Here is a 26,574-nt window from a genome sequence, read left to right as displayed (position 1 = left end):
GACAGGGACCGGAAAATCCTCCATGACGGATTTTCCGGTCCCGTTGTGTTACAACAAAATTGATATTTGCCGCGAAGTGTGTTATATTTTAGATACATTATGGTCTGGTGCCGGATGAGGGTACTGGAATACGTTTGATATTTGGAGAGGGAACGAAAATGAAAGATACAACATTAGTCATTATGGCGGCCGGAATCGGAAGCCGGTTTGGCGGTGGCATCAAGCAGCTGGCGCCGGTAGGCCCTGGCGGTGAGATTATCATGGATTATTCCATTCATGACGCGCTGGCGGCCGGATTCAACAAGATTATCTTCATTATCCGTAAAGATCTGGAGCAGGACTTCCGGGAGATCATTGGAAACCGTATTGAGAAGATTGCCCATGTGGAGTACGCGTTCCAGGAGCTGGACGCGCTGCCCGAGGGCTATCATGTAACCGAAGGAAGAAAGAAACCCTGGGGAACCGGTCAGGCAGTTCTTACCGTGAAAGGGCTGGTGCATGAGCCGTTTCTGGTCATCAACGCGGATGATTATTATGGCAGAGAGGGCTTTTTCAAGATCCATGATTATATGGTGAATGAGATGGATGCCGATGGAGATCTGTACGACATGTGCATGGGCGGTTTCATTCTGGAGAATACCTTAAGTGAGAACGGTACTGTAACCCGTGGTGTCTGCGATGTGAACCCGGATGGCACCTTAAAGGATGTAACGGAGACATATGACATTGAGCGCCGGGGCAATGGCATTTTCGCGAATGATGAGCAGGGCAACCCGGTTATTGTGGACGCAAAACAGTATGTTTCCATGAATATGTGGGGCCTTCCACCCAAATTTCTGGATGAGCTGGAGGAAGGGTTCCCGAAATTCCTCGATGGCATCAAAGAGGGCGATATCAAGGCAGAGTACCTGCTTCCGAAGATCATTGACCAGCAGATTAAAGCCGGAAAGGCGAGAGTGAAGGTGCTGGAGACCCGGGATAAATGGTTTGGCGTGACCTATAAAGAAGACAAGGACGCAGTGGTTGCTTCCATTCAGAAGCTGATCGCCGATGGTGTTTATAAGGAGAAGTTATATGACTAAACTGATTTCCTGGAATGTGAACGGATTGCGGGCCTGTGTGGGAAAGAATTTCCTGGACTTCTTCTATGAGGCAGACGCGGATGTATTCTGTCTGCAGGAAACCAAGCTGCAGGCGGGGCAGATTGACCTGGATCTTCCGGGGTATCATCAGTATTGGAACTACGCGGAGAAAAAAGGCTATTCAGGGACCGCGCTTTTTACAAAAGAAGAACCGATTTCTGTGACCTACGGAATCGGTGTGGAAGAACACGATCATGAAGGAAGAGTCATAACTGCGGAGTTTCCTGCATATTATGTAATTACGTGCTATACGCCAAATTCCCAGAACGAGCTGGCAAGACTCGATTATCGCATGAAGTGGGAGAATGCGTGGCGCGCATATCTGAAGGGTCTGGATGAAAAGAAACCGGTTATTTTCTGCGGTGATCTGAATGTGGCACACCAGGAAATTGACCTGAAGAATCCGAAGACAAACCGGAACAATGCCGGTTTCACGGACCAGGAGCGCGGAAAGTTCACGGAGCTTCTGGCGGCTGGTTTTACCGATACCTGGCGCTATTTTTATCCGGAACAGGAGGGCATTTATTCCTGGTGGTCCTACCGGTTTAAGGCCCGGGAGAAAAACGCGGGGTGGCGGATCGACTATTTCTGCGTATCCGACAGCTTAAAAGACCGGCTGGAGTCGGCAAAGATCCATACAGAGGTGTTCGGCTCCGATCACTGTCCGGTGGAACTGTGCCTGAAATAATAGAACACGCTGCGGACGAAATACAGGCCGTAACGGGAAAGGCGGGCAGAATTGGAACAGTATCAGATTGATAGGAATGACAGCAAAGTGTACCCCATGGGTCTCACACAGACAGACGGGGGGATCCATGTATCAGTAGTGGCTGCAGCGAAGGCTTGCAGCCTGCTTTTATTTGAGAAACAGGAAGGCAAAAACGGAAAAGAAGCAAGATTTCGGGAAATCCGGAGCCTTCCGTTCCCGGAGGAAGCAAGGACCGGACATGTCTGGTCTATGACGGTAAACGGAACATTTGATGCGCTTTACTATGCGTTTGAGGCGGATGGAAAGCGGTTTTCAGATCCGTATGGCCGTTCCTTTGCCGGGCGGGAACGCTGGGGAAGGTTAAGCCAGGCAAAACGGCTTTTACTGTCGCCGGTTTCGGAGCCGGAGTTTGACTGGCAGGGCGACAGGCCGCTGCACATCCCCTATGAGGACTGCATCGTCTACCGGGCCCATGTGCGGGGCCTGACAAAGCATGTCTCCTCCGGCACGGAGCACCGTGGAACCTTCCGGGGTGTCGTGGACAAGATCCCTTACCTGAAAGAGCTGGGAATTACCACGCTGGAACTTTTACCGGCGGTAGAATTTCAGGAGGTCATGATGCCGGAGAACGTGGAGGGCAATCCTTACGGAAGCAGTGAGCCGACCGGACGCCTGAATTACTGGGGCTACACGAAGGCCGGAATGTTTGCGCCAAAGGCATCCTACGCGGACCCGGGCATGAGTCCGGTGACGGAATTTAAATATATGGTGCGGGAGCTGCACCGGGCAGGACTGGAAGTGGTGCCGGAGCTTTATTTTTCCGGAAAGGAAGTGCCGGAGTTTGTTCTGGAGACGGTGCGGTTCTGGGTACGGGAGTACCATGTGGATGGCATACATCTGACGGGCTATGCGCCGACAGATCTGCTGGCAAAGGATCCGTATCTGGCGGATACCAAGCTCTGGGCGATCTCCTGGGATGCGCCGAAACCATCTGCCGGGGAGAAAAAACATCTTGGAGAATATAATGACGGCTTTCTCATCGATATGCGCCGCGCCTTAAAGGGCGATGAGGAGCAGATGAGCAGCCTGATCTACCGCAACCGCCGCAATCCCGCGGAGACAGGTGTGTTAAACTTCATGGCAGGCACCAATGGCTTTACCATGATGGACATGGTTTCCTATGACCAGAAGCACAATGAGGCCAACGGGGAAAATAACCGGGACGGAAGTGACTACAATTATTCCTGGAACTGTGGCGTGGAAGGCCCGGTCCGCAAGAAGAAGATTCTGGAGCTGCGGGCAAGACAGCTGCGCAACGCCATGCTCATGCTCTTTTTGAGTCAGGGAACGCCGGTTTTATTGGCGGGAGATGAGTTTGGAAACTCTCAGAACGGAAATAACAATGCCTACTGTCAGGACAATGAGACCTCCTGGCTGAACTGGAATTTCAACAAATGGGATCAGGAACTTCTTAACTTTGTGAAGCATGTGATCGCGTTCCGCAAGGCACATCCGGTGTTCCATATGGAGCAGGAACCGCGGGTCATGGATTATCTGGCCTGTGGCCATCCGGATATTTCCTACCACGGCGTCAACGCATGGCAGCCGGAGTTTGAGAATTTCCGCCGCCAGATCGGAATTCTTTACTGTGGAACTTACGCGAAGAAGCCGGACGGACAGAACGATGACTTTTTCTTTGTGATCTTCAATATGCACTGGGAGCCACATGGTTTTGCGCTTCCGAATCTGCCGAAGGATCTGGAGTGGACGCTGTCCTTTGATACCAGTGACAGCGCGGCGGGAGGCTTTTACGAAGAAGGCCAGGAACGACGGGTTTTAAACCAGAAGAACTGCATGGTACCGCCCCGCTCTGTTCTGGTGTTTAAGGGAAAGAAAAAGGCGAAAAACCTTGACAAAGCATAGCAAAACAGATATAAATGAAAGGGCAAAATGAATTACGACAAAACGACCTTTCCGGCCGTTATCGCATTTAGGAGGAATTAATAATGAACAAGACAGAATTAGTAGCAGCAGTAGCTGAGCAGGCAGGTCTTTCCAAGAAGGACGCAGAGGCAGCAGTAAAGGCATTTACCGATGTAGTTGCAGAGGCTCTGAAGGCAGGCGATAAAATCCAGTTAGTAGGTTTCGGTACTTTCGAGGTATCTGAGAGAGCAGCAAGAGAGGGCCGCAACCCGAGAACCGGCGAGACCATGACTATCGAGGCTTCCAAGACCCCGAAGTTCAAAGCTGGTAAGGCATTAAAGGATCTTGTAAACGCTTAATTTATGAGACTAGATAAATATCTGAAAGTATCCCGTTTAATTAAGCGAAGAACTGTCGCGAATGAAGCCTGCGATGCCGGAAGGGTCCTGGTCAATGACCGCCCCGCCAAAGCTTCGGTGAACGTGAAGGCCGGGGACATCATTGAGATTCAGTTTGGTACTTCTTCCGTGAAAGTGGAGGTTCTTGATGTGCAGGAAACCGTCCGCAAGGACGATGCAAAAGAACTCTACCGCTACCTCTGATTCTTACATCATTACTTTCATAAACAGTAAAACCTTCCCATATACTGAACCATGAGTTCAGGCGGGGAGGTTTTTTTGTGGAAGAAAGATCCGGAATCCGCGCCCATGCCTGCAGGCTGGAGAACCGCAATGCGGCAAGCCTGACAGGGGTGCGGGAAGTGGTATCCTTTGACGAAAACCAGGTGGTGATGGATACGGACATGGGTCTTCTGACCATCAAGGGAAAAGATCTCCATGTCAGCCGGCTCACGGTGGAAAAGGGAGAGATGGAGGTAGAAGGGCAGATAGACAGCCTGGCCTACTCTTCCAACGAGGCATACCGGAAGGCCGGACAGTCCATTCTGGCCCGGCTCTTTGGCTGATGGCTGCGGTATGCCGGGAGGCGCGGCTTCTGCTCCAGAGTATTTCCGTGGGCGCGGTTCTTATGATGGTGTACGATCTCATCCGGCTGTTCCGGTTTCTGGTGCCTCACAGGAGTCTGGCGCTGGGACTGGAGGATTTCTGCTACTGGATCTGGGCCGGTTTTTTCACCTTCCTGTTTTTGTACCGGGAGAATGACGGGGCACTGCGTTTTTATATTATCGGATGTATTTTTGTATCCATGCTTTTTTATGACAGGATCATCAGCAGAAATTTGCGAAAGCTCTTGAAAATGGTTCTTCGATGCATTAGAATGAAATTACACAGGTAACATAACATCGAATTAGAAAGTCAGGATAACAAAAAGCTGGTGAGAAATATGAAAACGCGGGGAACGGGGCGCAAAAAACGCAGAGAGGGCCTGGGCAACCGACTGGCCATTATCGGAATTACCGTAGTGGTTTTAAGTCTGGCGGTGGTCGTGAATGTTAAGAATACCTCCATGGAGAAGAAGCTCGTGGAGTATCAGGCCAAAGAAGAATCGCTGACCCGTCAGGTGGAAAACGAACAGAAACGGGCCACGGAACTGGAAGAACGCAGAGTCTATGTACAGACCAAGCAGTACATAGAGGAAGTGGCCAAGCAGAAGCTGGGACTGGTCAAACCAGACGAAATTTTGCTCAAACCAAGACCAAAAGACAACTAGAACAGACGAGACTGAAAGTAACAGACATAGGATCCTTTCCTGCCGCATATATTGTGGTTCAGGAGGGGATTTTTTGTGTGGAAGCGAAAACGGCGCCGGGATATGGCTGATGTGAATATATATACGGCAGAGAGACTAAGTGAGATGGCCCGGTCGCTGGGAGTCCTGGCCCGGGCGTGCAATGACCGGATGGAGGAGGAACGGGGACTGACCAGGGAGGATGCTCTGGCAGCTATGCAGACGGCAGCGGCCGTAGTGTGCGGGCAGTGCAGCCGGTGCAACCTGTACAGCGACGCGGACAAGGATGGCAGTTACTATCTGTATTATCTGCTCCGGTCCTTTGAGCAGAAGGGTAGGGTGGAATATGAGGACATGCCCCGGCTGTTCCTGGAAACCTGCCGGAATAAAGAGGCGTATCTGGCACAGCTCAACCGGAATCTGGGGCGGGCAACCATGAATCTGGAGTGGAAAAACCGTTTTCTGGAGAGCCGGGATACGGTTATGGTGCAGTTTCGGGAACTGGCCGTGATGCTGGAAGAGTTTGCCAGCCAGATGGGGCAGGCCGCGGATATTACAGAGGAAAAGGAAGATGCAGTGCGGCGGATCTTCCGTCTTCATCAGATTTCGGTAGACAATATGCTGCTTCTGGAGCACGAAAACCGTTACCGGGAGGCCTATGTGACATTGCATGCTCTGGGGAGCCGTTGCATGACGGCAAAGGAGGCGGCTGCGCTGTTTGGACAGGCTGCGGGCGGAAAGGGCTGGTACGCGCCGCCGGACACCCGGGCGCTTATCACAAGGCAGCCCGGGGTTGTGCGGTTTCTGGAACCGGGAGAATACCGGATGATGTACGGGGTTGCCCGCATGTCAAAGAATGGGAGCGGGATTTCCGGGGATAATTATACCTATTCCGGGAGTCTTCCCGGTCAGGTGATCATGAGTCTTTCCGATGGCATGGGGAGCGGGGAAACGGCGGCCCAGGAGAGCCGGAAGGTGATCGAGCTTTTGCAGCAGCTTCTGGAGACGGGGTTTTCCGCCCGTTCGGCCCTGAAAATGGTGAATACGATTCTTCTGTTAACCGGGATGGAACAGCATCCGGCCACGCTGGATCTGTGCTGTGTGGATCTTTGCAGCGGTGTGCTGGAGGCCATGAAGATGGGAGCGGTGGCCACCTTTGTGCTCAGTGACGGTCAGGCAGAGATCCTGGACGCCGGGAATCTGCCTGCAGGCGTGATCTCCCAGGCAGAGCCGGTACTTCTTTCCCGCAAGCTCTGGGACGACGACCGGGTCATTATGATGACGGACGGCGTGCTGGAGGCCTGCCCGGGCCTTGAGAAGGAACGCAGCTTAAAAGAGTATCTGGAGTCCATGCCGGTGAAGACGCCGCAGGACATGGCAGAGCGGATTTTGCGGTTTGCTTGCCAGAACGGAGGCATGAATGATGATATGACAGTACTGGTGGCAGGAATCTGGAAGCGGTAGCGTGAGTTTGCCGAAACCCCGTTATTGTTTTGCGCAACGTGTGAACCGTAACGAGAAAAAGACTGCTTGCGCAGGACGAAAATTGCGGGTATAGTTTAAATGTTGATAGAATGTAACTGTGAGGGTACTGAACAGTTACGATAGAATAATCAGGATTGTATACAGGAAAGATAAGATGTTAAATAAAGTGAGAGATTATATCCGGGAACAGGACATGGCTGCCCCGGGGGATGCGGTGATCGTGGCGCTTTCCGGCGGGGCGGATTCCGTGTGTTTACTGACGGTGATGAAACGGCTGGATTTTGCGCTTCGCGCGGTTCACGTTCACCATGGCATCCGCGGAGCAGAGGCGGACCGGGATGAGGTTTTTGTGCGAAACCTTTGCGAACGTTTTTCTGTACCGCTTTTTGTGGCGCACTGTCAGGTTCCGGCATACGCAGCGGAGCGTGGTCTTTCAGAGGAGGAAGCCGGGCGGATCCTGCGTTATCGGATACTGGAGGAAGAGGCTGAAAAATGGGAGCAGGAGCTTTCTGGCGGGGGCCAGGTGAAAATTGCCCTGGCTCATCACCGGGACGATAATGCGGAGACCATTCTGCATCATCTTCTGCGCGGCAGTGGTCTGACCGGGCTTGCCGGAATCCGTCCGCTGCAGGGACGGCGCATTCGTCCGTTTCTCTGTGTGGGGCGGGATGAGATAAGATCATATTTAACGGCGGAGCATATTGACTGGTGTGAGGACAGCACCAATCAGTCTGCGGATTATACCAGAAACCGTATCCGCAGTCAGGTGCTTCCGCTTTTAAAAGAGACAGTAAATGAGCAGGCAGAGGAACACATTCTCCAGGCCGGACAGATCATCGGCCAGGCAGACGTGTACCTGCGGCAGCAGGCAGAGAAAATCTGGCAGATGGCCAATGATATGGCACACAATGAGGCATCCCGCGTACCGGTCGAAAATTCCATGGTGCCTGGTCCGAAAGAAGCTCCGGATTGTGCGGCAATTCCCCTTGCGGTGTTTGCGGCTCAGCCGGACATCCTGAAAATCTATCTGATCCGGCATATGCTGGACCGGCTGCAGCCGGGATGGAAGGACATCACCAGCCGTCATTTCACAGCCATTGCGGAACTGGCGGGCAAACCGGTGGGAAGCCGTCTCGATCTGCCGGGCGGGCTTATGGCGCGAACCGGATACGAGACACTGGAAATTATGAGAAAGACGGAGGAGAAGCCGGTTTTGGACAGTGAAACTGGCGGCCGCGGCGGGAACGCCGTGTACCAGAGGGCCCCAGAGCTTCATATGAGCGTTTTTTCTCGTCAAAAAGACCAGGAAATTCCCAAAAACCAGTATACGAAATGGTTTGACTATGATAAAATTAAAGGTACGCTGTCTGTGAGAACCAGACGGGCGGGGGATTACCTGATCCTGCCGTCCGGAGGTCGCAAGACCATTACCCGTTACATGATCGACGAGAAGATCCCAAAAGAAACAAGAGATCAGATTCTGCTTCTGGCAGAAGGCAGTCATGTGCTGTGGGTGGTGGGATACCGGATCAGCGAATACTATAAGATAGAAGAACGCACAGAAAACATATTGCAGGTAACCTGCGACGGAGGAAAAGATTATGGCAGATAAGATCAGAGTATTGTTGCCGGAAGAAGACGTAAACAAGCGAATCAGTGAAGTAGCAGAGCAGATCAGCAAAGATTACGAGGGAAAGCAGATCCACCTGATCTGTATCTTAAAGGGCGGTGTATTTTTTACCTGTGAGCTGGCAAAACGCATCACCGTTCCGGTCACCATGGATTTCATGTCTGTTTCCAGTTATGGAGATGACACCAAGTCCAGCGGCGTAGTCCGTATTGTCAAAGACCTGGATGAGTCCCTGGCAGACAAGGAAGTCCTGATCGTGGAAGATATCATCGATTCCGGCCGCACCCTTGCGTACCTGATCGAGGTATTAAAGCAGCGCGGACCGAAGAGCATTCACCTGTGCACCCTGCTCGACAAGCCGGAGCGCCGTGTGAAGAAGCAGGTTAAGGTAGATTATACCTGTTTCACCATTCCGGATGAGTTCGTAGTAGGCTACGGCTTGGACTACGCTCAGAAATACCGCAACCTTCCGTACATCGGAGTGGTTGAGGTTGACCAGTAAGGAGGCCGATGAGTGAAACAGCAAAGTGGTTTTCGGGGCGGCTGGCTGCTTTTTCCGCTGCTCCTGATTGTACTGGCTCTGGCATTTATGCCGGGCAGAAAGCAGAACGAGCTGAGTTATCAGCAGTTTAAACAGGTTCTGGAAAGCGGGGATGTGGGTTCCCTGATCATTTACCAGAACGAGCAGACGCCTACCGGTGAGGTGCGTCTCTCTAACCGCGCGGGAGAGGTTTACGTGACCTATGTGTCCGATGTAAACCAGACTCAGCAGATGCTTCAGGACATGGACATCGACTACAGCATGAACGATGTTCCACAGACCAGTTACTGGATGAGTATTATTCTTCCGGTGGCCATCTCCGTGGGAGCAGTAGTCCTGATGCTGATGATCATGAATATGAGAGCCGGTGCAGGCGGCGGCACCAATGCCAAGATGATGAACTTTGGCAAGAGCCGTGCCCGCATGACCAACACCAGCAACGTAACCTTTAAGAATGTAGCAGGTCTTCAGGAAGAGAAAGAGGATCTGGAGGAGATGGTGGATTTCCTGAGAAATCCCCAGAAGTATACCAGTGTGGGCGCAAGAATCCCGAAGGGCGTGATCTTAGTGGGCCCTCCTGGAACCGGTAAGACCCTGCTTGCCAAGGCAGTAGCCGGTGAGGCCGGCGTGCCGTTCTTCTCCATTTCCGGCTCTGATTTCGTAGAAATGTTTGTCGGTGTGGGTGCGTCCCGTGTCCGCGACTTATTCGAGGATGCCAAGAAGGCAGCACCGTGTATCGTTTTCATTGACGAGATCGATGCGGTAGCCCGCAGACGAGGCACCGGTATGGGCGGCGGCCACGATGAGCGTGAGCAGACCTTAAACCAGCTTCTGGTTGAGATGGATGGCTTCGGTGTAAATGAGGGCATCATTGTTATGGCAGCAACCAACCGTGTGGATATCCTGGATCCGGCTATCCTGCGTCCGGGCCGTTTTGACCGTAAGGTAGCGGTAGGACGTCCGGATGTAAAAGGCCGCGTGGAGATTCTTCAGGTGCATTCCAAAGAGAAACCGCTGGGCGAGGACGTAGATCTGGCCCGCGTGGCAAAGACCACCTCCGGCTTTACCGGAGCGGATCTGGAAAACCTCATGAACGAGGCGGCCATTCTTGCAGCCAAGGAGAACCGCAGTTACATCCGCCAGTCGGATATTGACCGCGCATTTGTTAAGGTTGGCATCGGCGCAGAGAAGAAGAGCCGTGTCATCTCTGAAAAAGAAAAGAAGATCACCGCTTACCACGAGTCCGGTCATGCGATTCTGTTCCATGTGCTTCCGGATGTGGGACCGGTTCATACCGTATCTATCATCCCGACCGGTGTCGGGGCAGCAGGCTACACCATGCCGCTTCCGGGTGAGGACGAGATGTTCAACACCAAGGGCAAGATGCTGCAGGATATCATGGTATCTCTTGGCGGCCGCATTGCGGAGGAGATCATCTTCGGTGATGTGACCACCGGCGCTTCCCAGGATATCAAGCACGCCAGCAAGGTAGCCCGCGCCATGGTGACCCAGTACGGCATGTCTGAGAAGGTTGGCATGATCGACTACGGCAGTGACGATGACGAGGTCTTCATCGGCCGTGATTTCGGCCATGTGCGCGCGTACAGCGACGAAGTGACCGCATCCATTGATGCCGAGGTAAAACGCATCATTGACGAGTGCTATGAGAAAGCAAAGAACATCATCCTGGAGCACCGGGATGTGCTGGAAAGCTGCACCGCCCTGCTGATCGAGAAAGAAAAAATCGGTCAGGAAGAGTTTGAGGCACTGTTCCAGAAATAACAGGAGCAGAAACTATACAAACTGCACAAAAATAGTTTTGAAATTTGTTCATGTTTGTTAACACTTATTGGTTGGGCCGTGCTATTATAATAGACGTAAACCCCCCAATACATTATATAGTTTTTGCTACACCCCATAAGAAACGAAATACCTTCTCCTGAAAGAGCCAGCTACCCCGCTGGCTCTTTCGCTGTATAAAAATAATATGTTGTAATCGACATGAGAATCATTTAAAATAGATTTATATGATTCCATCAGGTTCGTGAGAGATTGTGAGAAAACGGATCTGGGCAGGAAGGAGCAGGGGTTAGTTATGTTTGGAGAGCATCAGGAAAATGGAATGAACCGTCAGGCATTGTTTACGGATGAGACGCAGGATTACCGCCGCCCGGAGGAACCGGACGCAGGCGAAACGGTCGCCCTCCGCTTTCGTACCGCGAAAGACGATGTCGACCGGGTTTTTTATATCGAGGAAGACAAAAATGTACAGGCAGAGATGCGGAAGGTATCTTCCGACAGTCTGTTTGACTATTACGAATACAGCATGGAGGCAGACAGCCAGCCGCAGCGTTACTATTTTCAGGTGGTGAAGGGCAGCGAGATCTGCTACTTTAACCGTCTGGGTGCCACCATGGATATTCAGAGCTGCTACGCGTTCCGCATTACGCCGGGCTTTCACACGCCGGAGTGGGCGAAGGGCGCGGTCATGTATCAGATTTATGTGGATCGTTTCTGCAACGGAGACAAGAGCAACGATGTGACCGAGTGCGAGTATGTCTACATTGGCCGTCTGGTGCATCAGGTTACCGACTGGAGCACCAACCCGTCTACTATGGATGTAGGCTGTTTTTACGGCGGTGATCTGCAGGGCGTATGGGACAAGCTGGATTATCTGCAGTATCTGGGCGTGGAGGTCATCTATTTCAACCCGCTGTTCGTGTCTCCGTCCAACCACAAGTACGACAGCCAGGACTATGACCATATTGATCCGCATTATGGCGTCATCGTCAAAGACGGCGGTGAGCCGGTGGCCGCGAACGCGGTCAACAATGAGCATGCAACGAAATATCAGGTGCGCAGTGCCGACCCGGAGAATCTGGCGGCCAGCGACGCGTTTTTCGCCCGTTTTATGGAGGAAGTTCATAAGCGCGGTATGCGCGTGATCATTGACGGTGTGTTCAATCACTGCGGTTCCTTTAATAAATGGCTGGATCGTGAGAAAATCTACAGCCATCAGGGCAGCTATGAGCCGGGAGCATACGAGAGCAAGGACAGCCCGTACCGCAGCTTCTTTAAGTTCTACAATGAGGATGCATGGCCGGATAACGGCACCTATGATGGCTGGTGGGGCCACGATACACTGCCGAAATTAAATTACGAGGATTCGCCAAAGCTCTTTGAATACATTATGAAGATTGCCAGCAAGTGGGTATCTGCTCCCTACGGGGTAGATGGCTGGCGTCTGGATGTGGCGGCAGACTTGGGCCACAGCAGCGAGTATAACCACAAATTCTGGCAGGAGTTCCGGAAACACGTAAAGGAAGCCAATCCGGAAGCTATCATTCTGGCGGAGCATTACGGAGATCCCAGCAGCTGGCTGGCGGGAGACCAGTGGGATACGGTCATGAACTACGACGCATTCATGGAGCCGTTAACCTGGTTTCTGACCGGAATGGAGAAGCACAGTGACGAATACAACGGAGCCCTTTACGGCGATGGCGTGAGCTTCTTCCGCTCCATGTATTACCATATGAGCCGCATGCAGACCCAGTCGGTTCTGGTGGCCATGAACCAGCTTTCTAACCATGACCATAGCCGTTTCCTGACCCGTACCAACCAGATTGTGGGACGTTTGGCCAGTGCCGGGGCAAAGATGGCTGAGTTTGGCATCAATTACGGAACGTTCCGGGAAGCCATTATGGTGCAGATGACCTGGCCGGGCGCGCCGACTCTGTATTACGGAGATGAAGCCGGTGTCTGCGGCTGGACGGATCCGGACAACCGCCGGACTTATCCGTGGGGGTCCGAGGACTTTGAACTGATCGAATATCACCGCTACCTCATTGACCTGCACAAGAAGCTTCCGGCCCTGCGCCGCGGCTCCTTAAAGCAGCTGCAGGCCGACCGCCAGCTGATCGTCTACGGCCGCATGAGCGGAGAGAACAAGTGCGCGGTCATCATCAACAACCGCGGCGAGGGACGAAGCGTCAGTGTCCCGGTGTGGGAGCTTGGCATCACAGATGAGGATGTGATTACCCGGATGATGCTGTCTGATGAGAAAGGATACAACGCAGGCCGCATTGATTATCATGCGGACCATGGCTGTCTGACGCTGGATGTACCGGCGCACAGTGGTGTGCTGTTATCGAGTGGGGCGCTGGTGTAAATTATGTAAAAAAAGACCTTCGCGGGTGCAATGCCATGCGAAGGTCTTTTGTCTTTCCAAAATAAAAATTCGAAACACGGAAAAAACTGCTTGCTTTTTGGCAGTCCGTATGATAATATAATTTTTGCTTGTTGAAGCTAGTATGGATGGGTTCCCGAGTGGCCAAAGGGGGCAGACTGTAAATCTGTTAGCTGTGCTTTCGGTGGTTCGAATCCACCTCCATCCACTTCCTGAAAAGGATATGCCGCAGTGGCGGAACTGGCAGACGCACAGGACTTAAAATCCTGCGGGACTAATCTCCCGTGCCGGTTCGATTCCGGCCTGCGGCATTTAGATTTCAGGTATTTACAGTTACGATGAGACAGGCCTTGGTAGCTCAGTTGGTAGAGCAGAGGACTGAAAATCCTCGTGTCACTGGTTCGATTCCGGTCCAAGGCACTTGGATATGACAATTGTTCTTATTCATCGGTTTTTCATGAATTTCAAAAAACTTTAAAAAGTGCTTGCAATTTGGAAAGACTTGTGGTAAGATATGAAATGTCCAAAGGACAGCAATTAAATATGCGCGAGTGGCTCAGTTGGTGGAGTACGACCTTGCCAAGGTCGGGGTCGCGGGTTCGAGTCCCGTCTCGCGCTCTCAAAACAAGAAAAAGGATATCCGAAATGGATATCCTTTTTTCGTGCGTTCAAGCTTCCTGATGTCTCCATTATAAGAGTAATGTAAAAAAGAAACAAGGCTTTACTTTTGGGTGAAAGTTTTTTAATATAATTAAGGAAATCATATAACAGAGGCATAGCCATGAAGTTTATTTATACAAGGATCAAAGATGAGATTCGCATTGATCAGATAGAGGACCCGGAGGCGGTCATTTATGTGCCGGAACAGTTTGAGGACTGTCCGGTGACGGAGCTTGGATCCTATGTGCTGGCGCACAGTGCGGTGGAGGAGATTCACCTTCCGCCCTATGTGAGAAAAATCGGCGCATATGGGTTTTATGAGTGTGAGCAGTTGAAACGGATTTACTGCTACAGCCGGGTGTTAGATCTTGGTGCCGGTTTGTTTGCGGGGGTTCCGGCCGCGGAGTATCTGGATATTACAGAGTTTCCGGGGGAGCGCTCCTGCTTAAAGGAGATGCTGGCGGAGCTTCGCCAGACCTTGCGGGTGCAGCTTCATCCGATGCCGGCTGCAGCGCCAGAAGAAGCAGCAGTGGTTTTGGAGCATGTGGCAGAGAAAAAAGAAGCGCCGGTTTCCGGACAGGCGGCAGGCGAAATGGAAGCGCGTCTGATTTTTCCGGAATACTATGAGGATTCCGTGGAGAATACTCCGGCGCGCATTGTCAGCATTGAGACTCACGGCTGCGGACACCGATACCGTTACTGTTTTGCGGGACGTGTGTTTCAGTACCGCGAGTACGATGAACTTTTCCCACATGTTCAGGTGCAGGAGAAGGAAGAACTGGTGACGGAGCTGGCGCTGGGGCGCCTTCTGTATCCGCGGGAACTGTCGGAGAAGTACCGGGAGCATTACCTGGAGTATGTGAGGGAACACTGGAAAACAGCCGGAAAGCTGTTGATCCAGGCAGACCGGATGCAGCGAAACCGGGTGAGCAATCTGGAGCCGGGAAAGCTGCCGTGGCTGGTGGATGAGGTGCTGGAGCAGACCAGCACGAATCTTGCAGACCAGCTTGGCGAGCTGACAGGGCTTGCCCAGGAGGCGGGGGATACCGAAATGGTAAGCTGGCTCATGGAGCGGCGGTACCGCCTTCGGACTGCAGGTGCGCTTCAGAACATCGGCGGGACACAGACTGCTGAGGCAGTACTGCCTGCGGATGCTGTTCAGGGTACGGACAGAAGCCGGTTCGCATCTGGCAATCCGGAAATACCAGGGGAGTCACAGCGGCCGAAACGCAAACGCCGCTTCGAATTATAAAAGGAGAATGCAGACAGAGATGATCGATCCAACCAGACACAGACAGCTGGAAGAATTAAATATGGTAGAACTCTGCACCCGGATCTTCCGGAATTCCAGAAATGAGCTGTATCTGAACATGCGCTATCTGGATCTTTCCTTAAGCTCCCTTGGCTTTGAGGCAGATCCGAACTGCCGCGGTGTGGGGACAGACGGGTTTGTGATCTATTATCATCCGGACTATGTCTGCGACCTGTATCAGCGGGGGCGGGTGCATGTGAACCGGGCGTATCTGCATATGGTGCTGCACTGTCTGTTCTGTCACATGGATACTCGCGGAAAGCGGGAGACGGATCTGTGGAATCTGGCCTGCGACATTGCGGTGGAATCCATTCTGGATGATATGTATGTAAAATGTATCCGTGTGGCGCCGACACCGTTTCGCCGGGATTGGTATGGACGGCTGCGCGGAAAGCTGACGGTGTTAAACGCTGAGGGTGTGTACCGCGTGTTAAAAGAGGAAAATCTGGAACTGCGGCGGCTGGAACGCCTGGCGGCAGAGTTTCTGGTGGATGACCACAGTTACTGGGAACTGCCGGAGGATTCCCCGAAAACGCCTATGGTGCGGCAGACCCAGTGGAGCAACAACCGGGAAAAGGTGCAGACCGAGATGGAGACCATGGGAAACCAGCAGGACGAGGAAAACAGGAGTATGCTGGAACAGGTTCAGGTGGAGAATCGGGAACGCTACGATTACCGCAGATTTCTGCAGCGGTTTTCGGTACTGCGGGAGGAGATGCAGGTGGACCCGGATTCCTTCGACTATATTTTTTATACCTACGGCCTGTCTCTTTATGGCAATATGCCGTTAGTGGAGCCGCTGGAATCCAAAGAAGTGAGCCGGATTGAGGATTTTGCGGTGGTGATTGATACTTCCATGTCCTGTTCCGGAGATCTGGTGCGGCGGTTTCTGGAAGAAACCTACGATGTGCTCTGCCAGTCGGACAGCTATTTTAAGAAGACCAACATCCACATCATCCAGTGCGATGAGCAGGTGCAGCAGGACCGCCTGATTACGAACCGGGAAGAGATGGAAGCCTATATGCGGGATTTCACTATCATCGGTCAGGGCGGCACGGATTTCCGTCCGGCATTTGAGTATGTGAACGGACTGATCCGGCAGGGCGCCTTTCACCGGCTGAAGGGGCTGTTGTATTTTACTGACGGCGAAGGCATTTACCCGGTGAAGCGGCCGGTGTATGACACGGCCTTTGTGTTTCTGAAGGATCAGTATACGGATATTTCGGTTCCGGCCTGGGCAATGAAACTTATCATTGAGCCAGAGCAGCTGCAGGAAGAAGCTGGCACAAAGCCGGATGGCGCACAGTCCCTTCAGCAGTCGCTGGAGAACCCGGCAGAACATGCAGAGATAGAGAGACAGTGAAAACTGGAAAGGAAGAAACAAAGAATCGTATGAACATCAAGCGTGCAAAACAGGAAATCAAGGATACGGTAGCCGCATATCTGGCGAAGGATGAGTTTGGGGCTTACGAGATCCCGTCCATCCGCCAGCGCCCCATGCTTCTGATCGGACCGCCCGGAATCGGCAAGACCCAGATCATGGAGCAGGTGGCGCAGGAGTGCCAGATCGGCCTGGTGGCTTATACCATCACTCATCACACAAGACAGAGCGCGGTGGGACTGCCTTTTATTGAACATAAAATATATGGCGGCAAGGAGTATGCCGTGACGGAATATACCATGAGTGAGATCGTGGCATCGGTCTATGACCGGATCGAAAAGAGCGGCATGCCGGAGGGCATTCTGTTCATCGATGAGATCAACTGCGTGTCAGAGACGCTGGCTCCGACCATGCTGCAGTTTTTGCAGGGCAAGGCCTTTGGCAATCACAAGATTCCGGAGGGCTGGATCATTGTGGCAGCGGGAAACCCGCCGGAGTATAACAAGTCTGTGCGGGAATTTGATATCGTGACTATGGACCGAATCCGCCGGATTGATGTGGAGCCGGATCTTCCGGTCTGGAAGGAGTACGCGAAGACCGTGGGCGTGCATCCGTCCATTCTTTCTTATTTAAATGTCCGTCCGCAGAATTTCTGCCAGATTGAAACAACTGTGGATGGTAAGCGGTTTGTGACGCCCCGTGGCTGGGAAGATCTCTCTGAGCTTATCTGGATTTACGAAAAGCAGGAGCGGAAGATGGACCGGGAACTGGTGGGCGAGTACATCCAGTTTCCGAAGATCGCGAAGGACTTTGCTAACTATCTGGAACTGTATTACAAATACCGGGATGATTATCAGGTGGAGCAGGTGCTGGAGGGCCATATTTCCGAGGCAGCAGTGGATAAGCTGCAGCGGGCATCCTTCGATGAGCGCATCAGTGTGGTAAGCCTGCTGTTGTCTGGTCTGAATGAAAAATTCCGGAATGTCATCCGCATGGAAGAAATGATGAGCCTGCGGATGGAGCAGATGAAGAAGCTGCAGGCTGCTTCCGGCAGCGCCCTTGCGGATGCCCTGTCTGCCCTTGCGGAGAACTTCTATGCTGAGTGGTCCCGCCTTCTGGAAAACAGTCTCTTATCCCGGGCGCAGCTTCGCACTTACCGTACGGTAAGTGCCAAACTGGAAGAGGACCTGATGGAGCTTAGAAAGAGCGGCATCACAGACTGGGATGAAGGTTTTGCATTTCTGAGGGAGCGCTTTGGCGCGGACAGTGACCGTTATGAGGAACTGTTTGATGAGGCAGGGAAAGCACTGGAGCATGCCTTTGACTTTATGGAGGCAGCCTTTGCGGGAAGCCAGGAGCTGGTGCTGTTTGTCACGGAGTTAAATACCGGCGCTTACAGCGTGCATTTCCTGCAGGATTACGAGTGTGAGCGGTATTACCAGTACAACCGCGACCTGCTGTTCTCCCAGGAGGAACAGGAAATTGAAAAACTACTGAAGAGGTAATAAAATATGATGTTTTTAACAAAGCTGATGCTTTTGACGGCATCGGAAACCGATACCGATCTGTCCACGGTTCTGGAAGAAACCAAGGCGGTGGCAGAGGAGGTCCATGAGGACCTGCAGAATTTAAAACCAAACGTGATTCTGGAAACCTTAAAGAGCTGGTTGCCGGGGCTTATGAGCTTCGGCTACCGTCTGGTTATCGCGATTCTGATCCTGGTAATTGGAAACCGGATTGTGCATGCGGTGCGGAAATTCTTACATAAAACCTTTACACACATGAATATGGATCCGAGCATCAGCCGGTTTCTGATTTCCGTGGCAGATGCCTGCATTTATGCGCTGGCCATCTTTATTGCGGCAGATAAGATCGGCATTCCGTCCGCATCCATCATTGCGCTGCTGGGTTCTGCCGGCTTGGCCGTCGGCCTGTCTTTGCAGGGCAGCCTGGCGAATGTGGCGGGCGGCATTTTACTTATGCTGCTGCGTCCGTTCGGTGTTCATGATTATATCGTGAGCGGCGGATATGAAGGCACGGTGCAGAGCATCGGCCTGGCATATACCACGATTATTACCGTTGATAACAAGAAAATCACCATTCCAAATGGTCAGATTTCCAACAGTACGGTGGTAAATGTGACTGCGCAGGAGAAGCGCCGCGTGGATCTGGTGGTTGGCATCGGTTATAGTTCTGACATCAAAAAGGCCAAGGAACTGCTCCGTCAGGTTTACGAGAAGCATCCGCTGGTACTGGCAGAGGGTGGCATCACCGTTTACGTGGACGAACTGGCCGACAGTGCTGTCATGATCGGCGGCCGCGGCTGGACGAAGACGGAGAACTACTGGCAGGTGCGATGGGATGTCCTGGAGGGAATCAAGGAGGCCTTTGACGCAAATGGCATCGAGATTCCGTTCAATCAGATTGATGTGAATATCAAAAATCAGTAAAAAGATGAAAAATTATTCAAAGAACAGCTTTAAGTCATCCTCTACCGTTCCGATTCCCGCAATTCCGAAGTTTTCCACCAGTACCTTCGCTACATTTGGGGATAAGAAGGCCGGAAGGGTCGGTCCCAGGTGGATATTTTTCACGCCGAGGTACAAGAGAGCCAGCAGGACAATGACGGCCTTCTGCTCGTACCACGCGATGTTGTAGACGATCGGCAGGTCGTTGATGTCATCCAGGCCGAAGACCTCCTTTAATTTCAGCGCAATGACGGCCAGGGAGTAGGAGTCGTTGCACTGTCCGGCATCCAGGACTCTCGGGATGCCGCCGATATCGCCCAGGTCCAGCTTGTTGTACTTGTACTTTGCGCAGCCTGCGGTGAGGATGACAGCATCTTTCGGCAGAGCCTTTGCAAAGTCAGTGTAGTAGTTTCTGGATTTTGCGCGGCCGTCACAGCCAGCCATGACCACAAACTTTTTAATGGCGCCGGATTTTACCGCATTCACGATGGAGTCGGCCAGAGCCAGCACCTGGTTGTGGGCAAAGCCGCCCAGGATCTCACCCTGTTCGATCTCCGTCGGAGCCGCGCAGTGCTTGGCCTGTTCAATGATCTCGGAAAAATCTTTCTCTTCGCCAATCTCACCGGCGATGTGCTTACAGCCCGGATATCCGGCTGCGCCGGTGGTGTAGAGGCGGTCTTTGTAGCTGTCCCTCGGCGGAACAATGCAGTTAGTAGTCATGAGAATCGGTCCGTTGAAGCTCTCAAATTCTTCCTTCTGTTTCCACCATGCGTTTCCATAGTTGCCGACAAAGTTCGGATACTTCTTAAAGGCCGGGTAGTAGTGGGCCGGAAGCATCTCGGAGTGGGTGTAGACATCCACTCCGGTGCCCTGGGTCTGTTTTAACAGCATTTCCAGATCCCGCAGGTCGTGGCCGGAAACCAGGATGCCCGGGCGGGTGCCGACACCGATGTTGACGCGAGTCATCTCCGGGTGGCCGTAAGCGCCGGTGTTAGCGGCATCTAAGAGAGCCATGCCCTCCACGCCATATTTTCCGGTCTCCAGAGTTAAGTTTACATAATCTTCAACAGTGAGAGAGTCATCCAGGGTAGCGGCCAGGGCGCGCTGCAAAAAGGCATCCAGCTCTGCGTTATCCTGCATCAGGACATTGGCGTGTTTGCTGTAGGCGGACAGCCCCTTTAAACCGTAGGTGATCATCTCCCGCAGGCTGCGGATGTCTTCATTTTCGGTAGAGAGAACCCCTACGAGGGCAGCTTTTACCGGAAACTTGCTTTGCGGGCCGTTCCAGAGCGCGGCAGCCGGAAGGGCGGAAACGTCCGGACACTGCTTTAAGAGCTGTTCTTTGGTATCCAGAGTCTCGCGGATGCGTGCCACGATCATTTCCTTATCAAAGTTGGCGTTGGTGATGGTGGTGAACAGGTTTACGGTGATGAGATGGTTGATCTCCGCGCTGATCTCCTGGCCCAGGCTGCGCAGATGGGTGGTGACAGCGGAAATGCCGCGGGACACATAAACCAGCAGATCCTGCATGGCAGCCACATCCGGTGTTTTTCCACAGACGCCGGAGTTTGTACATCCGGTACAGCCTGCCGCTTCCTGACACTGATAACAAAACATATTCTGACTCATAAATAAAATCCTCCTTACTGGGCTAAAACTATCAATAACGGTATGGCAGCAGTATACGACAGAAAGATGGAAATGAATGTTGTTTAAACAACAAAATTGCATTATAATAGCTCTAAAATGCTGGCAAATTATAGAAGCCGGGTAACTGTGAGGGTACTGAACAGTTACGAAGCCGGTATGTGATGGGAAATGTGTACCTGAAGGTCACAATGCCCGTGAAGGGCAGAAGCATGAGCAGAGTCAGGAGGAATTACGATGTGTACAGCAGCAGTGTATAAGACAAAAGACTTTTATTTCGGACGAAATCTGGATTATGAATTTCCGTACGGGGAGGAGGTCACCATCACGCCCCGGAACTATCCGTTTTCGTTTCGGTTTCTGGGGGAGAGGAAGCAGCATTACGCCATGATTGGCATGGCCCATGTGGCAGATGATTATCCTCTTTATTATGATGCCATCAATGAAAAAGGACTTGGCATGGCCGGGCTGAATTTTGTGGGAAATGCGGTGTATGGAGAACCTGTTTTGGGAAAGAAAGAAGAAACGGCAGAGGAACATGAGCGCGAAGCAGGAATGGTGAAAGGATCAGAAATTGACAACGTAGCGCAGTTTGAACTCCCGCTCTGGCTGCTGGGGCAGTGCGCGTCTGTAAAAGAAGTACGGGCGCTGCTGGCGCGGATCAACATCACCAACACCCCATTCAATGAAAGGTATCCGGTTTCCCAGCTTCACTGGATGATCGCGGACCGGGAGGAGACCATTGTGGTGGAGGCAGTGGCAGACGGGCTTCACGTATACGACAACCCGGCGGGCGTCCTCACCAATAATCCGCCCTTCCCGCAGCAGATGTTCCGGTTAAATGATTACCGCAGCCTGTCCCCGAAACAGCCGGAAAACACCTTCGCGCCAGGCCTGGAGCTTGCGTCTTACAGCCGCGGCATGGGAGCCATGGGCCTTCCGGGAGATCTTTCCTCTGCGTCACGGTTTGTCCGTGCGGCCTTTGTGCGGGGAAATTCCCTTTCGGGAGATTCCGAAGCAGAGAGTGTGAGCCAGTTCTTTCACATTCTGCACTCCGTAGAGCAGCAGAGAGGCTGCTGCGATGTGGGCGGAGAAAAATACGAGATTACCATCTATACTTCCTGCTGTAACGCGGATAAGGGAATCTACTATTATACTACCTATGAAAATCATCAGATCACAGCAGTGGATATGCATGCTGAAAACCTGGATGGAGCAGAGCTTTTCCGTTACCCGCTGGTACAGGGCGAGCAGATTCGCTGGCAGAACCGGTAGTTCGGGTTTGCCTGGCGGGCAATCTGCCCGCCCTGTCTGTTTTAGCGGAATGGCTGCACGTTATGGCTTGCGCGAATTACTGGATTGCAGATCCCACCCGTTTACGGATTTCCGGACCAATGGTCATGGCAATCAGCATTTTGATCAGGTCAGCAGGAATAAACGGGAACACGCATACGGCAAGCGCGGCAGATACCGTGTACCCGGCCTGCATACAGAACCAGGCAGTTCCGAGGGCGTAGCAGATGGCGGTTCCCACGATCATGCCAAGAAGCTGGATCCAGCGTTTCTGGCAGTGGTCAATCACGATACCGGCAATGATTGCCATTGGGATAAAGCCTACAATATAACCGCCGGTGGGGCCGGCCAGTTTGGCAACTCCGCCGGTAAAGCCGGAGAAGACCGGAAGGCCTGCGAAGCCGATCAGCAGATAGAGGAAATAGCTGAGCGTGCCGCGTTTCCAGTCCAGCAGATAGAGGGACAGATAAATGGCAAGGTTGGTAAAGGAAATCGGGACCGGACCGATGGGAACGGACAATGGAGCCAGGATACAGGTCACCGCGGTCATGAGCGCGGTGGAGACCATGGCGTAAGTCTGGATGCTTCTGGAAACTCTGGTATTTTCGTAATTCATGGTGTTATCTCCCTTCATTAAGCGGATTCAATTTCATAGGTAAATCCGGCATCTTCAATCGTCTGAATGGTATCTTTGATGCCCTGGCCGCCTGCGGTCAGATAACCGGAAGCAAAAATGGAGTCGACTACGCGGAGCAGCATCTTTTCTTCCCCTTTAAAATAAACTTCCCGGCCAGCGGCACAGCGGATGTCTGCTTTCGGAACCAGTAGCCGGGCAAGGCAGAGCACCTTCATGCAGTAGGCGGTGGAAAGAACTGACATATCGGCATGCTCCAGCGGGGTTCCTGGAATCGGAAGCAGGAAATTGATGGGAAGCGCTTCCGGCTGGATTTCCCGGAGCTCCAGAAGCATATCGACCACATCTTCCTTTGATTCGCCCATGCCGATGATGCCGCCGCTGCAGATCTCATAGCCCAGTCCCTGCAGCATGCGGATGTTTGCGACACGTTGGTCGAAGGTGTGGGTAGAGCAGATATTCGGGTAGTAATTTCGGCTGCTGTTTAAGTTATGGTTGATACGGTCCAGACCAGCATCTTTTAAAACCTTCGCCTGATGCTCGGTCAGAAAACCGATGGAGCAGCAGAGATGAGTTCCATCTGCTTTCATTTTGCGGATCTTTTCAGCCAGAATTTCGATTTCTTCATCGGTGAACTTCATTCCGCTGAGTCCGATGCAGTGGCGGGAGAGATGATGCTCCTTTACAAAGTCATTGTCTTCGTATAATTTCTCATCCTCTACCCATTTGTATTTGTTGATGTCCGCTTTGGAGCGGCAGGACTGGGCGCAGTAGGCACAGTCCTGGGAGCAGTTGCCGCTGCGGGCGTTGGTAAGAATGTGAATACTCACATGGTTCCCTTTGTACTTTCTCCGGTAGGTCTCGGCAAAGGAGACAAGCTCCTCTAAGGATTCATCCGGAGTGTTTAAGACCGCGAGGGCATCTTCCCGGGAAAGCTGTGGATCTGTGGAAGCGTCAGGCGTTGTGATGTTCATAAGAAATCCTCTCTTTCTGGTGGCTTGAATTGAAATAAAATCTTTTCCTAAAATAGCACGATGAGAATTGATTGTCAACTAATAAATAAAAGCTGGTTAACAATTGGAACACGCAAATAATTCACAAAATCTCCACAAAAATTAGCACTCACCTCTTGACAGTGCTAACAACATGTGATATAGTACAGTCAATGTTATAGAAGTAATATAACAGACGTGATAAAAGATAACGTTGCACTGAATGAATGGAGGCGTGACTTATGAATATAAACAAATTTACGCAGAAATCCATGGAGGCCGTTCAGAACTGTGAGAAGCTTGCCTATGAATATGGCAACCAGCAGATTGAGCAGGAGCACCTGTTTTACAGCCTGCTGACTCTGGACGACAGCCTGATTTTAAAACTGTTAACCAAGATGGGCATCAGCAAAGAGCTGATCACGAATGAAGCCCAGCAGAAGCTGGCCGGACTGCCGAAGGTGAGCGGCTCCAGCCAGGTATACATCAGCAATGACTTAAACAAAGTCCTCATCAATGCTGAGGATGAGTCCAAAGCCATGGGCGATGAATATGTTTCCGTTGAGCATATTTTCCTGTCCATGTTAAAATATGCGGACCGCACTATGAAAGAACTGTTCCGTCAATACGGCATTACCCGGGATACCTTCCTGCAGGCACTGTCTACCGTGCGCGGCAACCAGAGAGTGGTCAGCGACAATCCGGAAGCTACCTATGATACTCTGGAAAAATATGGATATGATCTGGTAGAGCGCGCAAAGGATCAGAAGCTGGATCCGGTCATCGGCCGTGACAGCGAGATTCGTAACGTCATTCAGATTCTGTCCAGAAAGACCAAGAACAACCCGGTCCTCATCGGTGAGCCTGGTGTTGGTAAGACCGCTGTTGTTGAGGGACTGGCTCAGCGTATTGTCCGCGGCGATGTGCCGGAAGGCTTAAAGAACCGCAAGCTGTTCGCCCTGGATATGGGTGCGCTGGTTGCAGGTGCCAAGTACCGTGGTGAGTTTGAGGAGCGGTTGAAAGCTGTTCTGGAAGAAGTCAAAAAGAGCGAAGGACAGATCATTCTGTTCATCGATGAGCTGCATACCATTGTGGGTGCCGGTAAGACCGAGGGCTCCATGGATGCGGGCAACCTGTTAAAGCCGATGCTGGCCAGAGGTGAGCTGCACTGTATCGGTGCCACCACATTGGATGAGTACCGCAAATACATTGAGAAGGATGCTGCTCTGGAACGTCGTTTCCAGCCGGTTCTGGTAGACCAGCCGACTGTGGAAGATACCATCTCCATTCTGCGTGGCATCAAGGAACGCTATGAAGTATTCCACGGTGTCAAGATCACCGACTCTGCCCTGGTAGCAGCAGCCGTGCTTTCTGACCGTTACATTACTGACCGGTTCCTGCCGGATAAGGCCATTGACCTGGTGGATGAGGCCTGTGCCCTCATTAAGACGGAACTGGATTCCATGCCGACAGAGCTGGATGAACTGTCCAGAAGGATCATGCAGCTGGAAATTGAGGAGACTGCCTTAAAGAAAGAGACCGACCATTTAAGCCAGGAGCGTCTGGCTGACCTGCAGAAGAACCTGGCTGAACTCCATGACGAGTTTGCCAGCAAGAAGGCACAGTGGGAGAATGAGAAGAATTCCGTTTCTCATCTGTCTGCTCTGCGTGAGGAGATTGAGCAGGTAAACCGCGACATCGCCACTGCCCAGCAGCAGTATGACCTGAATAAGGCCGCAGAGCTGCAGTACGGCAAGCTGCCGCAGCTGCAGAAACAGCTGGAAGCTGAGGAAGAGAAAGTTAAGAGCCAGGATCTGAGTCTGGTGCATGAGAGTGTTACTGAAGATGAGATCGCAAGAATCATTTCCCGCTGGACCGGCATTCCGGTAAGCAAGTTAAATGAGAGCGAGCGCAGCAAGATCCTCCATCTGGATACGGTACTGCACAAACGGGTGGTAGGCCAGGATGAAGGTGTGGAGAAGGTAACGGAAGCTATCCTTCGTTCCAAAGCCGGCATCAAGGATCCGACCAAGCCGATTGGTTCGTTCCTGTTCCTTGGACCGACTGGTGTTGGTAAGACCGAGCTTGCAAAGGCTCTTGCCGAGGCTCTGTTCGACGATGAAAACAACATGGTTCGTATCGATATGAGTGAGTATATGGAGAAGCACTCTGTAGCCCGCCTGATCGGAGCACCTCCGGGATATGTCGGTTACGATGAGGGCGGTCAGCTGACTGAGGCAGTCCGCCGGAAACCGTACTCCGTTGTCCTCTTTGACGAGGTAGAGAAGGCACATCCGGATGTATTCAACGTCCTGCTTCAGGTTCTGGATGATGGACGTATCACCGATTCCACCGGCAAGACGGTAGATTTCAAGAACACCATCCTGATCATGACCTCCAACATCGGATCCCAGTATCTGTTGGATGGTATTGATGAGAACGGCAATATTAAGCCGGAGGCTGAGGCTATGGTTATGCAGGATCTGCGTGCCCACTTCCGTCCGGAGTTCTTGAACCGTCTGGACGAAACCATCCTCTTCAAACCGTTAACAAAGGATAACATCAGCCACATTGTGGACCTGATGGTAGCCGATGTGAACCGCCGTCTGGAGGACCGCGAGCTGAAGGTAGAACTGACTGACAACGCCAAGACCTTCGTCACCGACCACGGTTATGACCCGGCTTATGGCGCACGTCCGCTGAGAAGATATCTTCAGAAGAACGTGGAGACTCTGGCAGCAAGGATCATCCTGGAAGGTAATATCAGCGAGGGCCAGACCATCGTCATTGATACCGATGAGAAAGGCGAGAAGCTGATCGCATATGTAAAATAAAAATTTATTGCAGCACAGAAAATGCCGGGCGGCGCCAGCTGGCGCCGCCCG

22 protein-coding genes and 4 tRNA genes are annotated in these 26,574 nt (G+C 52.2%); 23 read left to right on the top strand and 3 right to left on the bottom strand.

The window, feature by feature from the left end:
- Positions 1 to 158 precede the first annotated feature (158 nt).
- From WMO41_RS10170 to WMO41_RS10070, 21 genes are all read left to right on the top strand, one after another.
- A complete protein-coding gene (locus WMO41_RS10170; RefSeq protein ID WP_349229645.1) occupies positions 159 to 1,082 on the top strand; it encodes a nucleotidyltransferase family protein in 924 nt (307 codons plus the stop codon).
- On the top strand, positions 1,075 to 1,830 hold the full coding sequence (locus WMO41_RS10165; protein WP_349229644.1) for an exodeoxyribonuclease III: 756 nt from the start codon (positions 1,075 to 1,077) through the stop codon (positions 1,828 to 1,830). Before WMO41_RS10170 ends, WMO41_RS10165 begins: the two co-directional genes overlap by 8 nt.
- A 51-nt stretch (positions 1,831 to 1,881) precedes the next feature.
- Complete coding sequence (locus tag WMO41_RS10160) at positions 1,882 to 3,774, top strand: alpha-amylase (protein ID WP_349229643.1); 1,893 nt, start codon at positions 1,882 to 1,884, stop codon at positions 3,772 to 3,774.
- Between the two features lie 83 nt (positions 3,775 to 3,857).
- A complete protein-coding gene (locus tag WMO41_RS10155; protein WP_118534074.1) occupies positions 3,858 to 4,133 on the top strand; it encodes an HU family DNA-binding protein in 276 nt (91 codons plus the stop codon).
- Between the two features lie 3 nt (positions 4,134 to 4,136).
- Positions 4,137 to 4,376 (top strand): RNA-binding S4 domain-containing protein, encoded by a 240-nt coding sequence (locus tag WMO41_RS10150; RefSeq protein ID WP_118534075.1) that lies wholly within the window; start codon positions 4,137 to 4,139, stop codon positions 4,374 to 4,376.
- Between the two features lie 77 nt (positions 4,377 to 4,453).
- Positions 4,454 to 4,738: a sporulation protein YabP gene (gene yabP, locus WMO41_RS10145; protein WP_177291652.1), complete on the top strand. Its 285-nt coding sequence runs from the start codon at positions 4,454 to 4,456 to the stop codon at positions 4,736 to 4,738.
- Complete coding sequence (yabQ, locus tag WMO41_RS10140) at positions 4,738 to 5,067, top strand: spore cortex biosynthesis protein YabQ (RefSeq protein ID WP_349229642.1); 330 nt, start codon at positions 4,738 to 4,740, stop codon at positions 5,065 to 5,067. Before yabP ends, yabQ begins: the two co-directional genes overlap by 1 nt.
- Positions 5,068 to 5,115: 48 nt before the next feature.
- Positions 5,116 to 5,442: a septum formation initiator family protein gene (locus WMO41_RS10135; RefSeq protein ID WP_349229641.1), complete on the top strand. Its 327-nt coding sequence runs from the start codon at positions 5,116 to 5,118 to the stop codon at positions 5,440 to 5,442.
- A 75-nt stretch (positions 5,443 to 5,517) separates the two neighbouring features.
- Complete coding sequence (locus WMO41_RS10130; RefSeq protein ID WP_349229640.1) at positions 5,518 to 6,924, top strand: SpoIIE family protein phosphatase; 1,407 nt, start codon at positions 5,518 to 5,520, stop codon at positions 6,922 to 6,924.
- A gap of 175 nt (positions 6,925 to 7,099) precedes the next feature.
- A complete protein-coding gene (tilS, locus tag WMO41_RS10125) occupies positions 7,100 to 8,557 on the top strand; it encodes a tRNA lysidine(34) synthetase TilS (RefSeq protein ID WP_349229639.1) in 1,458 nt (485 codons plus the stop codon).
- Positions 8,547 to 9,077, top strand: a complete 531-nt coding sequence (hpt, locus tag WMO41_RS10120) for a hypoxanthine phosphoribosyltransferase (protein ID WP_118534080.1) — start codon at positions 8,547 to 8,549, stop codon at positions 9,075 to 9,077. The genes tilS and hpt overlap by 11 nt, the downstream gene beginning before the upstream one ends.
- Before the next feature lie 12 nt (positions 9,078 to 9,089).
- A complete protein-coding gene (ftsH, locus tag WMO41_RS10115; protein WP_349229638.1) occupies positions 9,090 to 10,898 on the top strand; it encodes an ATP-dependent zinc metalloprotease FtsH in 1,809 nt (602 codons plus the stop codon).
- A gap of 313 nt (positions 10,899 to 11,211) precedes the next feature.
- Positions 11,212 to 13,284 (top strand): glycoside hydrolase family 13 protein, encoded by a 2,073-nt coding sequence (locus WMO41_RS10110; RefSeq protein ID WP_349229637.1) that lies wholly within the window; start codon positions 11,212 to 11,214, stop codon positions 13,282 to 13,284.
- Positions 13,285 to 13,428: 144 nt separating this feature from the next.
- Positions 13,429 to 13,510, top strand: a tRNA-Tyr gene (locus WMO41_RS10105).
- 17 nt (positions 13,511 to 13,527) lie between these two features.
- Positions 13,528 to 13,613 (top strand) — tRNA-Leu (locus WMO41_RS10100).
- 36 nt (positions 13,614 to 13,649) lie between these two features.
- Positions 13,650 to 13,722 (top strand) — tRNA-Phe (locus WMO41_RS10095).
- A 125-nt stretch (positions 13,723 to 13,847) separates the two neighbouring features.
- Positions 13,848 to 13,920 (top strand) — tRNA-Gly (locus tag WMO41_RS10090).
- Positions 13,921 to 14,083: 163 nt separating this feature from the next.
- Positions 14,084 to 15,214 carry a leucine-rich repeat protein gene (locus WMO41_RS10085; RefSeq protein ID WP_349229636.1) on the top strand — a complete coding sequence of 377 codons (1,131 nt, stop codon included), beginning with the start codon at positions 14,084 to 14,086 and terminating at the stop codon, positions 15,212 to 15,214.
- Between the two features lie 19 nt (positions 15,215 to 15,233).
- Entirely contained in the window at positions 15,234 to 16,637 is a 1,404-nt protein-coding gene (locus WMO41_RS10080; RefSeq protein ID WP_349229685.1) for a VWA-like domain-containing protein, read from the top strand.
- Positions 16,638 to 16,666: 29 nt separating this feature from the next.
- On the top strand, positions 16,667 to 18,160 hold the full coding sequence (locus WMO41_RS10075) for an ATP-binding protein (protein ID WP_349229684.1): 1,494 nt from the start codon (positions 16,667 to 16,669) through the stop codon (positions 18,158 to 18,160).
- Positions 18,161 to 18,166: 6 nt separating this feature from the next.
- Entirely contained in the window at positions 18,167 to 19,105 is a 939-nt protein-coding gene (locus WMO41_RS10070) for a mechanosensitive ion channel family protein (protein WP_349229635.1), read from the top strand.
- Positions 19,106 to 19,117: 12 nt separating this feature from the next.
- Here the strand turns inward: WMO41_RS10070 and hcp are convergent, their stop codons facing one another.
- Positions 19,118 to 20,752, bottom strand: a complete 1,635-nt coding sequence (gene hcp / locus WMO41_RS10065) for a hydroxylamine reductase (RefSeq protein ID WP_349229634.1) — start codon at positions 20,750 to 20,752, stop codon at positions 19,118 to 19,120.
- Positions 20,753 to 21,007: 255 nt separating this feature from the next.
- Between hcp and bsh the strand changes: the two genes are divergently transcribed.
- A complete protein-coding gene (gene bsh, locus WMO41_RS10060) occupies positions 21,008 to 22,045 on the top strand; it encodes a choloylglycine hydrolase (protein WP_349229633.1) in 1,038 nt (345 codons plus the stop codon).
- 76 nt (positions 22,046 to 22,121) lie between these two features.
- Here bsh and WMO41_RS10055 read toward each other — a convergent pair whose 3' ends face one another.
- A complete protein-coding gene (locus tag WMO41_RS10055) occupies positions 22,122 to 22,679 on the bottom strand; it encodes a biotin transporter BioY (RefSeq protein ID WP_349229632.1) in 558 nt (185 codons plus the stop codon).
- 17 nt (positions 22,680 to 22,696) lie between these two features.
- Positions 22,697 to 23,671, bottom strand: coding sequence for a biotin synthase BioB (gene bioB / locus WMO41_RS10050; RefSeq protein ID WP_349229631.1), 975 nt, complete (start codon positions 23,669 to 23,671; stop codon positions 22,697 to 22,699).
- 260 nt (positions 23,672 to 23,931) lie between these two features.
- Here bioB and clpB point away from each other — a divergent pair, with 260 nt between their 5' ends.
- Positions 23,932 to 26,523 carry an ATP-dependent chaperone ClpB gene (clpB, locus tag WMO41_RS10045; RefSeq protein ID WP_349229630.1) on the top strand — a complete coding sequence of 864 codons (2,592 nt, stop codon included), beginning with the start codon at positions 23,932 to 23,934 and terminating at the stop codon, positions 26,521 to 26,523.
- Positions 26,524 to 26,574: the final 51 nt, after the last annotated feature.

This window comes from Ventrimonas faecis (assembly GCF_040096075.1).
Taxonomy (GTDB): domain Bacteria; phylum Bacillota; class Clostridia; order Lachnospirales; family Lachnospiraceae; genus Brotaphodocola; species Brotaphodocola faecis.
Note: the sequence above shows the minus strand (reverse complement) of the source record. Positions and strands in the feature narration are given on the sequence as shown.

Bases quoted from the DNA above. Each gene is read 5' to 3' on its own strand.
- WMO41_RS10170 (WP_349229645.1), top strand. From the start codon at position 159: ATGAAAGATACAACATTAGTCATTATGGCGGCCGGAATCGGAAGCCGG.
- WMO41_RS10165 (WP_349229644.1), top strand. From the start codon at position 1,075: ATGACTAAACTGATTTCCTGGAATGTGAACGGATTGCGGGCCTGTGTG.
- WMO41_RS10155 (WP_118534074.1), top strand. From the start codon at position 3,858: ATGAACAAGACAGAATTAGTAGCAGCAGTAGCTGAGCAGGCAGGTCTT.
- WMO41_RS10150 (WP_118534075.1), top strand. From the start codon at position 4,137: ATGAGACTAGATAAATATCTGAAAGTATCCCGTTTAATTAAGCGAAGA.
- yabQ (WP_349229642.1), top strand. From the start codon at position 4,738: ATGGCTGCGGTATGCCGGGAGGCGCGGCTTCTGCTCCAGAGTATTTCC.
- WMO41_RS10135 (WP_349229641.1), top strand. From the start codon at position 5,116: ATGAAAACGCGGGGAACGGGGCGCAAAAAACGCAGAGAGGGCCTGGGC.
- tilS (WP_349229639.1), top strand. From the start codon at position 7,100: ATGTTAAATAAAGTGAGAGATTATATCCGGGAACAGGACATGGCTGCC.
- hpt (WP_118534080.1), top strand. From the start codon at position 8,547: ATGGCAGATAAGATCAGAGTATTGTTGCCGGAAGAAGACGTAAACAAG.
- WMO41_RS10110 (WP_349229637.1), top strand. From the start codon at position 11,212: ATGTTTGGAGAGCATCAGGAAAATGGAATGAACCGTCAGGCATTGTTT.
- WMO41_RS10085 (WP_349229636.1), top strand. From the start codon at position 14,084: ATGAAGTTTATTTATACAAGGATCAAAGATGAGATTCGCATTGATCAG.
- WMO41_RS10080 (WP_349229685.1), top strand. From the start codon at position 15,234: ATGATCGATCCAACCAGACACAGACAGCTGGAAGAATTAAATATGGTA.
- WMO41_RS10075 (WP_349229684.1), top strand. From the start codon at position 16,667: ATGAACATCAAGCGTGCAAAACAGGAAATCAAGGATACGGTAGCCGCA.
- WMO41_RS10070 (WP_349229635.1), top strand. From the start codon at position 18,167: ATGATGTTTTTAACAAAGCTGATGCTTTTGACGGCATCGGAAACCGAT.
- hcp (WP_349229634.1), bottom strand. From the start codon at position 20,752: ATGAGTCAGAATATGTTTTGTTATCAGTGTCAGGAAGCGGCAGGCTGT.
- bsh (WP_349229633.1), top strand. From the start codon at position 21,008: ATGTGTACAGCAGCAGTGTATAAGACAAAAGACTTTTATTTCGGACGA.
- WMO41_RS10055 (WP_349229632.1), bottom strand. From the start codon at position 22,679: ATGAATTACGAAAATACCAGAGTTTCCAGAAGCATCCAGACTTACGCC.
- bioB (WP_349229631.1), bottom strand. From the start codon at position 23,671: ATGAACATCACAACGCCTGACGCTTCCACAGATCCACAGCTTTCCCGG.
- clpB (WP_349229630.1), top strand. From the start codon at position 23,932: ATGAATATAAACAAATTTACGCAGAAATCCATGGAGGCCGTTCAGAAC.